Here is a 10,837-nt window from a genome sequence, read left to right as displayed (position 1 = left end):
CGAGGGCTCCCGTTACCAATAAACCCGCCGGACCAAGCAAGAGAGACTCGGAAAGCCCCATGGCCGACATCAATACGCCCGCCCTCGGCGAATCCGTCACCGAAGCCACGGTGGCGCGCTGGACCAAGAAGGTCGGTGAGGCCGTGAAGAAGGACGAGATCCTCGTCGAGCTGGAAACCGACAAGGTTTCGCTCGAAGTGGCCTCGCCCGCCGACGGCGTCCTTTCGGCCATCGGCGCTGCCGAAGGCGCGACGGTTGTTCCGGGCACGGTGCTCGGCGTCGTGACCGAAGGCGCGACCGCCTCGGCCGCTCCGGCCGCCGCCGCGCCCAAGGCGGCCGAAGCGCCGAAGCCGGCGCCGGCTCGGGCCGCCGCCCCGGCTCCAGCTCCGGTCGCCGCCGCTCCGGCCGCCGCGCCGGTCAGCCCGGCTCCGGCCCGCATCGCCGCCGAAACCGGTCTCGACCTCTCGAAGGTCGCGGGCACCGGCAAGGACGGCCGCGTGACCAAGGGCGACGCCCTGGCCGCTCTGGAAGCACGCGCCTCGGCCCCGGCTCCGGCCGCCGCCCCGGCCGCGCCGCGCGCTCTGCACGAGCGTGAGGAACGCGTGAAGATGACGCGCCTGCGTCAGACGATCGCCCGTCGCCTGAAGGAAGCCCAGAACACCGCCGCCATGCTGACGACCTTCAACGAGGTCGACATGAGCGCCGTGATGGCCCTGCGCGCTCAGTACAAGGACATCTTCGAAAAGCGTCACGGCGTGAAGCTGGGCTTCATGTCCTTCTTCACCAAGGCCGTTGTGGCCGCCCTGAAAGCGATCCCGGACGTCAACGCCGAGATCGACGGCACGGATATCGTCTACAAGAACCACTACGACATCGGCGTCGCCGTCGGCACCGACAAGGGTCTGGTGGTTCCGGTCGTCCGTGACGCCGACACGCTGAACCTGGCCGAGATCGAGAAGGCCATCGGCGTCCTGGGCAAGAAGGCCCGCGACGGCCAGCTGTCCATCGAGGACATGCAAGGCGGCACCTTCACGATCACCAACGGCGGCATCTATGGCTCGCTGATGTCGACCCCGATCCTGAACGCGCCGCAGTCGGGCATCCTGGGCATGCACGCTATTAAGGAGCGCGCCATGGTCGTGAACGGCAAGATCGAGATCCGTCCGATGATGTATCTGGCCCTGTCCTACGACCACCGCGTCGTCGACGGCGCCGGCGCCGTGACCTTCCTCGTGAAGGTCAAGGAAGCCCTGGAAGACCCGCAGCGCCTGCTGCTGGACCTCTAAGAGACCCCGAGAAGCCCGCCTCACCGGCGGGCTTCTTTGCTTTCGCGGCCCCGGCGTCCTACGTCGGGGCCGTTCGCATTTCTGGGATACCCCGCGATGGCCAAGGACACGCTCTATCTGCTCAAGCCGCATTTCGAGAAGGACGGCGCCCAGCGCTTCTGTCCCGACTGCGCGATGATGGAGGGGTATCTGGCGACCTATCCCGCGCTGCGCGAGACGCTCGACATCGTCCATGTCGACTACGCCCGCCCACGCGCGGCTCTGGTCGAGCGGCTCGGCGAGGCCCATCAGAACGCGCCTACTCTGATCCTGGCGGAGGTCGCGCCGGACGCGGGCCCGCACGGCGAGATCCAGTCGGCGAACGGCCTGTCGTTCCTCACCGACGCCCGGCCGGTCACCCGCTACCTCGCGGCCAGGCACGGTCTCGCTTCGCCGCTGTGAAGGGCCACCGGGCCGCGCGGTTGTCTCGCGGCCCGCGCCATTCTCCTTGATTTTCAAGGGCGCGGACGACGAAAGGTTGTTCCGTTTTTAACACTCTGGTTCTAAGGAACACGCGCCTCCAAAGGTCTGACAAAACGGCCGGCGAGGCCCATATCTTGTCCGGCGCCGATTCCGGCGCGTCCTGAAGGCGATAGACCCATGGCTCAGTACGACGTCGTCATCATCGGTGGCGGTCCCGGTGGCTACAACGCGGCGATCCGCGCCGGCCAGCTGGGCCTGAAGGTCGCGATCGTCGAAGGTCGCGGCAAGCTGGGCGGCACTTGCCTGAACGTCGGCTGCATGCCGTCGAAGGCCCTGCTGCACGCCTCGGAGCTATACGCCGCCGCGACGGGTCCGGAATTCGCCAAGCTGGGCATCGAGGTGAAGCCCAAGCTGAACCTGCCCCAGATGATGGCCCAGAAGGCCGAGAGCGTCGAAGCCCTGACCAAGGGCGTCGAGTTCTTGATGAAGAAGAACAAGGTCGACTACGTGAAGGGCTGGGGCCGGATCGCCGGCGCCGGTAAGGTGGTCGTGAAGGCCGAGGACGGTTCGGAAACCACCCTCGAGACCAAGAACATCGTGATCGCCACCGGCTCGGAGCCGACCCCGCTGCCGGGCGTGACCGTCGACAACAAGCGCATCATCGACTCGACCGGCGCTCTGTCGCTGCCGGAAGTGCCCAAGCACCTGGTGGTGGTCGGCGCCGGCGTGATCGGCCTGGAGCTGGGTTCTGTGTGGAAGCGCCTGGGCGCCGAGGTCACCGTGGTCGAGTACCTGGACCGCATCCTGCCGGGCACCGACACCGAAGTGGCCAACGCCTTCCAGAAGATCCTGGTCAAGCAGGGCTTCAAGTTCCAGCTGGGCGCCAAGGTCAGCGGCGCGACGGCCTCGGCCAAGGGCGTGAAGCTGAGCTTCGAGCCGGTCGCCGGCGGTGACGCCCAGACGATCGAGGCCGACTACGTGCTGGTCGCCATCGGCCGTCGCCCGTACACGCAAGGCCTGGGCCTGGAGACGGTCGGCGTCACGCGGGACAAGCGCGGCATGATCGCCAACAACCACTTCAAGACCGGCGTCGACGGCGTGTGGGTGATCGGCGACGTGACCTCGGGTCCGATGCTGGCCCACAAGGCCGAGGACGAAGGCGTGGCCTGCATCGAGATGATCGCGGGCAAGGCCGGCCATGTGAACTACGGCATCATCCCGGGTGTTGTTTACACCAGCCCGGAAGTCGCCACGGTCGGCCAGACCGAGGACGAACTGAAGGCCGCGGGCGTCGCCTACAAGGTCGGCAAGTTCCCCTTCCTGGCCAACAGCCGCGCCAAGATCAACCACGAGACCGACGGCTTCGTGAAGATCCTGGCCGACGCCAAGACCGACCGCATCCTGGGCGCTCATATGGTCGGCCCGAACGTCGGCGACATGATCGCCGAGTACTGCGTGGCCATGGAGTTTGGCGGCGCCTCGGAAGACGTGGCCCGCACCTGCCACCCGCACCCGACCCGCTCGGAAGCCCTGCGCCAGGCGGCGATGGGCGTCGAAGGCTGGACGATGCAGGCCTAAGCGGCCGGCGCTTCCTGTCCTAAAGTTAATCTTCACGTCCGCGCAATAGGACGTAGCATGGCGGGGTTCCCACACGGAGCCTCGCCATGTTTTTGTCTGCTCTCGCCCTCACCGCCTTGCTGACCGCTCAGCCTGTGGCCTCCGGCGCGACGCCGGTTGGCGAGCTTAATTTGCGCGCCCCGGAGATCGCCTCGGGCGCCGCGAAAGCAAAGCGGCCGCCGATCACCTGGTCGCGCGATTCATCCCGGGCTCGGAAGGTGCGGTCCGCCTTCGCCGGGAGAGACTTCGTCCTGAACCCGCAGGGGGCAAACTGCGAGTCCGCGTTACGGATGGCCAGCAGGCCCGCTGCGTCGGAGACCCAGCCCCTCTCGAAAATGCCCAGCGCGCATCTCGAATTCGCCGTGGCGCGGCTCGTCGACGGCTGCCCGGTCGCGGTCCCGATGCGGGTGGACGACAAGATCCGATAGGCTCTCTTCCCACGAAAAAGGCCCCGCCTCCGAGAAGGCGGGGCCAAGTCGCTTAGGGGAGGAGACACCCCGCTGCGCAGCGGGGCGTTACGCTTACTGGAGCTTAGAATTCTTCCCAGTCTTCCGAGGCGGCCGGGGCGGCCGAGCTCTTGGCGAAGCTGGCGAGCTTGGCCTGGGCGGCCGCCACTGGGTTCAGGCCTGGACGGCTGGCGGTCGTGGCAGGGGAGGGACCCCGGGCAGGTGCGGGCGCCGGACGCGCCGGCGCGGGCGCTGGACGGGTGGCCGCGCGGGCCGGGGAGGCGCTGGACGTCGGGGCGGCGACGGCGGCGCCGCCGACGCGGAAGCGGCCGATCATCTTCAGCAGGCTGCCGGCCTCGTTCTTCAGCGAGTGAGCGGCGGCGGTCGACTGCTCGACCATGGCGGCGTTCTGCTGGACGGTTTGGTCCATCTGGTTGACGGCGGCGTTGACCTGATTGAGGCCAGTGGCCTGCTCTTGGCCCGAGGAGGCGATCTCGCCAACCAGGGCGTCGATTTCGCCGACCTTGGAGACGATGGCCTGCAGGGCCTCGCCAGTCTGACCCACCATGCTGACGCCTTGGTTGACTTGCTGGCTGGAGGTCGAGATCAGGGTCTTGATCTCCTTGGCCGCGTCGGCCGAGCGCTGGGCCAGGGCCCGCACTTCCTGGGCGACGACCGCGAAGCCGCGGCCCGCTTCACCCGCGCGCGCGGCCTCGACGCCGGCGTTCAGGGCCAGAAGGTTGGTCTGGAAGGCGATCTCGTCGATCACCCCGATGATCTGGCTGATTTCCTGAGACGACTTCTCGATCTGGTTCATGGCCTCGACGGCGTTGCGCACGACCACGCTGGAGCGTTCGGCGTCGCCTCGGGTCGAGCCCACGACCTTGGCGGCCTCCTGGGCGCCGGCCGACGAGCGGCGGACCGTGGCGGTGATCTCGTCCAGGGCGGCGGCGGTTTCTTCCAGGCTGGCCGCCTGTTGCTCGGTGCGACGCGACAGGTCGTCGGAGGCCGAGGCGATCTCGTCCGAGCCGGCGCCGATGCTGCTGGCGGTGTGGACGATGGTGCGCATCGTCTCTTCCAGCTGCACGATGGCGCCGTTGAAGTCGTTTTGCAGGCGCTTGTAGCTCTCAGGAATCTCTTGATCCAGGCGGTAGGTCAGGTCGCCTTCGGCCAGACGGTTCAGGCCTTCGGCGATGATCTCCATGACCTTGGCCTGCTCCTGGGCGGCGGCCTCGGCCATTTCCTGGTTGCGACGGCGTTCGGCCTCGGCTTCGGAATTGGCGCGGGCCTGGGCGGCTTCGGCGGTGCGCAGGGCCACGGCATTGTCCTTGAACACCTGGACCGAGCGGGCCATGGCGCCGACCTCGTCCTTGCGCTGGGCGCCCTTGACCTCGACGTCGACCGCGCCATTGGCCAGGATGTCCATGGTCTTGGAGGTCGCGATCAGCGGCGCGGCGATCTTGCGTGAGCCGATCCACAGCGCCAGGACCAGAGCGGCGCCGGCCGAGATCACGCCGAACAGGATCGAGAAGATCGTGCCGGCCTTGGCCGCCTTCGAGGCCTCGGCGACCATCTTCCTGGTCTCGTCGCTATGGGTGTTTGTGAAGGTGCTGACGTCCTTGGTCAGCTTGGCGATCTCCGGGTCAAGCGTAGCCATGACCATGATCGCGGCTTCGTCGATGTTTTGCAGGCCAAGATCCGCGCCTTGTCGAGCGCTGGTGTAGACCTTTTCCAGGCGCGTGGAGAAATCGGCGACCGTCTTGGCCGACTCCGGCTCCAGTTGCTTGATTTCAGCCAGCAGTTCCTTGGCGTCTTTGTAGTTTTTGTCGATTTCGCCGCTGGCCTGCTCCGCGTCGGCCGAAGCGCCGTCATAAGCGACGGTTCGGTACGAGGAATAGCCAATGGCTTGAATCCGGCGATTGAAGCGGGAGGCAGCCAGCTCGGTGGGCGCCCGGTGCTCAGCCAGCAGCTTGAGGTCAGTTTCGATCTTATTCGACTGCCAGGCGCCTAGGCCGACAATGGCCAGCGCGACCACGGTCAGGATCACGGCGGGCAGGGCGACTTTCGTCGAAATCTTCAGATCGTCGAATTTCATGATGGCCTCTCGCGGCTGCGCAGCCGAAAGACGGAGCGCGCATACTTGCTTTTCAGAAGCTCGATCGGCCGTAAAATCGCGGTTAATAGCGCCTTCCCAAAGCCCTGATGCGACACTCCGTCGCAGGCCGTCAGGCCTTCGGATGGGCGGCCTGGTAGGCGGCCAGCAGGCCGGCGGCGTCCACCTGGGTGTAGCGCTGGGTCGTCGACAGCGAGGCGTGGCCCAGAAGCTCCTGAATCGTCCGCAGGTCCGCGCCCGCGCCTAACAGGTGGGTGGCGAAGGCATGGCGGAAGGCGTGAGGCGTGACCCGATCCGAGAGGCCCAGCCGCCCGCGCAGGGTCTGGACCAGGGCCTGGACGTGACGCGCTGACAGCGGACCGCCGCGCTTGGCCCGGAACAGCGGCTCGTCGGGACCGAGCACGAACGGCAGCTCGTCGGCATAGACGGCGACCGCCTCGCGAACCGCGTCCAGAACCGGGGCGATCCGGGTCTTGCCGCCCTTGCCGGTGATGCGCAGCGCCGCCCCCAGCGGGACGTCGCCCCAGGTCAGGGACAGGGCCTCGGAAATCCGCAGGCCACAGCCCCACAGCAAGGTCAGCACCGCCTCGTCGCGGGCCGTCTCCCAGGGCTCGCGCTCGGTGTCGCCCGAGGCTTCGGCAATCAGGTCGCGGGCCTGGTCCTCGGACACGGGACGCGGCAGGCCGATCTTCAGCCGCGGGCCGCGCACCAGGCCGATGGCGGCGTTGGCGACGCCGTGACGCTGGTCGACATAGCGGTGGAAGGCGCGGATCGAGGACAGGGCTTGAGAGACAGAGCGCGGGGCCAGGGCGTTCTCGCCTTGGCGCCGGAAGGCCAGATAGCCACGCAGGTCGGCGGCCGAAATCTCGCCCAGCGCCGCGACGCTCAGCACCTCACCCTGATGCTGTTCCAGGAAGTTCAGATAGGCCAGGACGTTGTCGCCATAGGCCCGCACCGTGCGCGGCGAGGCCCGGCGCTCCAGCGTCAGGTGGTCCAGCCAGGCGGCGAGGGCCTGGCGAGCCGTCCTGACGCTGGAGGTCATAGGACCGGCCAGCGTTCGGCGGTGCGCTCGACCACCCGGCCCAGGAAGTTGACCAGCTCGGTGCCCATGTCGGGCAGGAAGGCTTCCGGATCGGTCGAGCCGAAGGCCAGCACCGCCTCGCGGCGCGGTTCCCAGATGGCCATGCGCACCAGGGCCATGCTGCGGATCAGCTCGGCCTTGTCGCCGAACAGAGGCAGGGCGGGGGCGAAGAAGCCCATGCGGGCGATCGGCGCGTCGCCGACCAGCATGTCGGCCTGTCCCTCGGCCAGGGCGCGCCAGCCGGCGGGGACGCGCAGCGGCCCCTCCAGCGCGATGACCCCGGCGGCGAGGCCAAAGCGCAGCACCGACAGCTCGTCGACGCGGCGGGCGAGGTCGGAGTGGTTGCGGGCGTCGAGCATGTCGATCACCGCCGCGTGCGTCTGGGCCTGGGCCGAGTAGTTGGCGCGGGCGTTGGCCTCGATCGCCTGGCGGGCCAGGGCCTCGCGCTTGTGGGCGGCGGAGACGCGGGCCAAGGCGGCGGGGCCGAAGTCGAGCACGTTGCTGGCGTCGATCTTCAGGCCCAGTGCGCCCAGCAGGTCCTCGTCCTGGCGCAGGAACTCAGGCGCGGTGCGCAGGAACGCCCGGACGCTGTCGGCGTCGAGCGCCGTCTTCTTGGCCGCGCGAGTCGCGTCGCTCATGGGTGCCCCGAGGTTCGTGAAGTGACGGGCCGATGAAGCCCCAAGACGGTTAACGGGGTCTTGACGGCCCTGGCCGCGCCGCTCTCGACCTGGGGAGCGTTTCGCGGCAGAAGCTTGGGCCCATGCCGCGTATCGCTTCCGTCCTGCTGCCGATGCCCCTGCCGGAGGCCTTCGACTACGCCGAGCCCGAGGGTCTTGCCCTGAACGTCGGCGACCACGTCGCCGTGCCCCTGGGGCCGCGCGTGATCCGGGGCGTGGTCATGGCCCTGCGCGACGGGACGGGCGGCAATCGGCCGCTGAAGGTGGTGCAGGGCAAGGTTGACGATCCGCCGCTGCCGCCGGGCGTGCTGACCTTCGTCGAATGGGCGGCGCGCTATTCGGTCGACGTGCCCGGCTGGCCGCTGGCCATGGCCCTGCGCGGCCTGCGCCATCCGCCGCCCAAGCCCGACAAGGTGCTGGTCCTGACCGGCGTCCAGCCCGCCCGCATGACCCCGGCCCGGCTGAAGGTGCTGGCCGCCGCCGAGGGCGTGAAGCTGTCGAGCGCGGCCCTGGCCTCGGCGGCGGGCGTCTCGGCCGGCGTCGTGAAGGGACTGGTCGACGAGGGCGCCCTGGCCGTCGATTTCGTCGAGCCGGAGCGAGGCCTGCCGCAGCCCGATCTGTCGCTGCCGGCGCGGGCGCTCAATCCCGGCCAGGCGGCCTGCGTCGGTGTGCTCAAGGAGATGCTGGACGCCGGCGGCTTCCAGGCGGCGCTGCTGGACGGGGTGACGGGCTCGGGCAAGACCGAGGTTTATCTCGAGGCCGTGGCCGAGGCGCTGAAGGATCCCGAGGCCCAGGTGCTGGTGCTGCTGCCCGAGATCGCCCTGACCCAGGCGGTGATGGCGCGCTTTGAGCAGCGGTTCGGCGCGGTTCCGGCCGAGTGGCACTCGGGGGTTTCGCCGCCGCGCCGCCGCCAGGTCTGGGAGGCCGTCGCCAATGGCAACGCCCGCATCGTGGTGGGCGCGCGCTCGGCGTTGTTCCTGCCCTACCGCAAGCTGCGCCTGCTGGTCGTCGACGAGGAGCACGACGGCTCGTTCAAGCAGGAGGAGGGCTTCATCTACCAGGCCCGCGACCTGGCCGTGGCCCGCGCCAAGATCGAGGGGGCGAGCGTCCTGTTGGCCTCGGCCACGCCCTCGCTGGAGAGCCTGTATAACGCCCAGGCCGGCCGCTATCGCTGGCTGCGGCTGTCGGCGCGGCACGGGGCGGCGCAGCTTCCTGACATCGACCTGATCGACATGCGCCAGACGCCGCCCGAGCCCGGCCGCTGGCTATCGCCGCCGCTGATCAAGGCCATGGCCGTGACCCTGCAGCGCGGCGAGCAGGCGATGCTGTTCCTGAACCGGCGTGGCTATGCTCCGCTGGTCCTGTGCCGGGCTTGCGGCGAGAAGATGAAGTCGCCCGACACCGACAGCTGGCTGGTCGAGCACCGCTATACGGGGCGCCTCGTTTGCCACCTGACCGGCTTTTCGATGAAGAAGCCCGAGGCTTGCCCGCACTGCGGGGCCAAGGACTCGCTGGTCTCGATCGGTCCCGGCGTCGAGCGGGTCGAAGAGGAGGCGCGGCACATCTTCCCCGACGCCCGGGTGGCGGTGTTCTCGTCCGATACGGTGATGGACGCCGAGGCCGCCAAGACCCTGGTCGCGACCATGGCGGCCGGCGAAATCGACATCCTTGTGGCCACCCAGGCCGCCGCCAAGGGCCACAACTTCCCGAACCTGACCCTGGTGGGGGTGGTCGACGCCGACCTGTCCTTGCGCGGCGGCGACCTGCGCGCCGGCGAGCGGACCTTCCAGCTGCTGGCCCAGGCGGCGGGCCGCGCGGGGCGCCACGAAAAGCCGGGCCGTGCGCTGCTGCAGACCTACGCCCCCGACCATGCGGTGATGCAGGCCCTGGCCGCCCAGGACCGCGACGCCTTCGTCGAGGCCGAGATGGCCATGCGCCAGGAGGCGGGTCTTCCGCCGTTCGGACGCTTGGCGGCCCTGATCGCGTCCGGCCCGGACGCCGCGGCGCTGGAGGCCTATGTCGAGGCGCTGGCGGCGGTGATCCCCAACGCCGAGGGCGTCGAGGTCTTTGGTCCCGCCGACGCGCCGCTCTCCCTGGTGCGCGGTCGCCGTCGCAAGCGCTTCCTGGTCCGGGCCGAGCGGAGCGTCGACTTGCAAGGCTTCCTGGCCGCCTGGCGAGCGCGGGCCAAGATCCCGAACTCGGTGCGGGTCGTGATCGACGTCGATCCGTACAGCTTCCTCTGATCAAGCCTGACGGCGCGCACGAAAAAGGCCCCCGGGGATCGTCTCCCTGGGGGCCTTCTATTGTCGCCTTGAGGCGGTCTAGCTGCTTTTCTTGGCGTCGCGTTTGCGGGCCAGCATGTTCAGCCCCTCGACGCCCGCCGAGAAGGCCATGGCGGTGTAGATATAACCCTTCGGCACGTGGGCGCCGAAGCCCTCGGCGATCAGCACGGTGCCGATCATCAGCAGGAAGCCCAGCGCCAGCATCACGACGGTGGGATTGTTGTTGATGAAGTTGCCCAGCGGGTCGGCGGCCAGCAGCATCACCGTGACGGCGATCAGCACCGCGACGACCATGATCGGCAGGTGATCGGTCATGCCGACGGCGGTCAGGATCGAGTCGATCGAGAACACCAGGTCCAGCAGGATGATCTGGAAGATCGCCGAGCCGACGTTGGAGATAACGATCGTGCTCTTGTCCCTCTCCAGCATGTCGTCGCTCTTGCCCGGGTCCACGGTGTGGTGGATCTCCTTGGTCGCCTTCCAGATCAGGAAAGCGCCACCGGCGATCAGGATCAGGTCGCGCCACGAGAAGGCGGTCTCGAAGCCAGGCTCGCCATGCGAACCGGCCGGGCCGGTGATCCCCAGGTCGAAGACCGGGGCGGTCAGGCCGACGATGATAGCGATGGTGGACAGAAGGACCAGACGCATGATCAGCGCCAGGGAGATGCCGATCCGGCGCACGCGCTGGCGATGCTCAGGCGGCAGCTTGTTGGACAGAATTGAGATGAAGACCAGGTTGTCGATGCCGAGCACGACTTCCATGACGACGAGCGTGACCAACGCGGCCCAGGCGGCTGGGTCGGCGAGCAGGCTGAGAATTTCGTTCATAGAGCCCCACAAAGGAATGAGCTTCGCGCCTCCCCGCGCGAAACC

At 68.5% G+C, this 10,837-nt stretch carries 9 protein-coding genes; 5 read left to right on the top strand and 4 right to left on the bottom strand.

What is annotated here, in order from left to right; all coding sequences use genetic code 11:
- Positions 1 to 59: 59 nt before the first annotated feature.
- The 4 genes from odhB (at position 60) to CSW59_RS10805 (ending at position 3,793) form a co-directional block, all read left to right on the top strand.
- Entirely contained in the window at positions 60 to 1,286 is a 1,227-nt protein-coding gene (gene odhB, locus CSW59_RS10820) for a 2-oxoglutarate dehydrogenase complex dihydrolipoyllysine-residue succinyltransferase (protein WP_099444048.1), read from the top strand.
- A gap of 96 nt (positions 1,287 to 1,382) precedes the next feature.
- Positions 1,383 to 1,727 carry a DUF3088 family protein gene (locus CSW59_RS10815; RefSeq protein WP_099444047.1) on the top strand — a complete coding sequence of 115 codons (345 nt, stop codon included), beginning with the start codon at positions 1,383 to 1,385 and terminating at the stop codon, positions 1,725 to 1,727.
- A gap of 198 nt (positions 1,728 to 1,925) precedes the next feature.
- The gene (gene lpdA, locus CSW59_RS10810; RefSeq protein ID WP_099444046.1) at positions 1,926 to 3,326 is read left to right on the top strand and encodes a dihydrolipoyl dehydrogenase; all 1,401 of its coding nucleotides are present in this window, start codon (positions 1,926 to 1,928) and stop codon (positions 3,324 to 3,326) included.
- A gap of 86 nt (positions 3,327 to 3,412) precedes the next feature.
- Entirely contained in the window at positions 3,413 to 3,793 is a 381-nt protein-coding gene (locus tag CSW59_RS10805; RefSeq protein ID WP_099444045.1) for a hypothetical protein, read from the top strand.
- Positions 3,794 to 3,896: 103 nt separating this feature from the next.
- Here CSW59_RS10805 and CSW59_RS10800 read toward each other — a convergent pair whose 3' ends face one another.
- The 3 genes from CSW59_RS10800 to CSW59_RS10790 form a co-directional block, all read right to left on the bottom strand.
- Complete coding sequence (locus CSW59_RS10800) at positions 3,897 to 5,906, bottom strand: methyl-accepting chemotaxis protein (protein WP_099444044.1); 2,010 nt, start codon at positions 5,904 to 5,906, stop codon at positions 3,897 to 3,899.
- A 130-nt stretch (positions 5,907 to 6,036) separates the two neighbouring features.
- Positions 6,037 to 6,966, bottom strand: a complete 930-nt coding sequence (locus CSW59_RS10795) for a tyrosine recombinase XerC (protein WP_099444043.1) — start codon at positions 6,964 to 6,966, stop codon at positions 6,037 to 6,039.
- The gene (locus CSW59_RS10790) at positions 6,963 to 7,643 is read right to left on the bottom strand and encodes a DUF484 family protein (RefSeq protein WP_099444042.1); all 681 of its coding nucleotides are present in this window, start codon (positions 7,641 to 7,643) and stop codon (positions 6,963 to 6,965) included. Before CSW59_RS10790 ends, CSW59_RS10795 begins: the two co-directional genes overlap by 4 nt.
- 122 nt (positions 7,644 to 7,765) lie before the next feature.
- Between CSW59_RS10790 and CSW59_RS10785 the strand changes: the two genes are divergently transcribed.
- On the top strand, positions 7,766 to 9,925 hold the full coding sequence (locus CSW59_RS10785) for a primosomal protein N' (protein ID WP_099444041.1): 2,160 nt from the start codon (positions 7,766 to 7,768) through the stop codon (positions 9,923 to 9,925).
- 78 nt (positions 9,926 to 10,003) lie between these two features.
- Here the strand turns inward: CSW59_RS10785 and CSW59_RS10780 are convergent, their stop codons facing one another.
- On the bottom strand, positions 10,004 to 10,792 hold the full coding sequence (locus tag CSW59_RS10780; RefSeq protein ID WP_099444040.1) for a TerC family protein: 789 nt from the start codon (positions 10,790 to 10,792) through the stop codon (positions 10,004 to 10,006).
- Between the last annotated feature and the right edge of the window lie 45 nt (positions 10,793 to 10,837).

Source organism: Caulobacter sp. BP25, from assembly GCF_002737755.1.
Classification (GTDB): Bacteria; Pseudomonadota; Alphaproteobacteria; order Caulobacterales; family Caulobacteraceae; genus Caulobacter.
The sequence above is the reverse complement of the archived record's forward strand: the minus strand, read 5'-3'. Positions and strand labels throughout refer to the sequence as shown.

Coding starts and splice junctions, on each gene's coding strand:
- odhB (WP_099444048.1), top strand. CDS start 60: ATGGCCGACATCAATACGCCCGCCCTCGGCGAATCCGTCACCGAAGCC.
- CSW59_RS10815 (WP_099444047.1), top strand. CDS start 1,383: ATGGCCAAGGACACGCTCTATCTGCTCAAGCCGCATTTCGAGAAGGAC.
- lpdA (WP_099444046.1), top strand. CDS start 1,926: ATGGCTCAGTACGACGTCGTCATCATCGGTGGCGGTCCCGGTGGCTAC.
- CSW59_RS10805 (WP_099444045.1), top strand. CDS start 3,413: ATGTTTTTGTCTGCTCTCGCCCTCACCGCCTTGCTGACCGCTCAGCCT.
- CSW59_RS10800 (WP_099444044.1), bottom strand. CDS start 5,906: ATGAAATTCGACGATCTGAAGATTTCGACGAAAGTCGCCCTGCCCGCC.
- CSW59_RS10795 (WP_099444043.1), bottom strand. CDS start 6,966: ATGACCTCCAGCGTCAGGACGGCTCGCCAGGCCCTCGCCGCCTGGCTG.
- CSW59_RS10790 (WP_099444042.1), bottom strand. CDS start 7,643: ATGAGCGACGCGACTCGCGCGGCCAAGAAGACGGCGCTCGACGCCGAC.
- CSW59_RS10785 (WP_099444041.1), top strand. CDS start 7,766: ATGCCGCGTATCGCTTCCGTCCTGCTGCCGATGCCCCTGCCGGAGGCC.
- CSW59_RS10780 (WP_099444040.1), bottom strand. CDS start 10,792: ATGAACGAAATTCTCAGCCTGCTCGCCGACCCAGCCGCCTGGGCCGCG.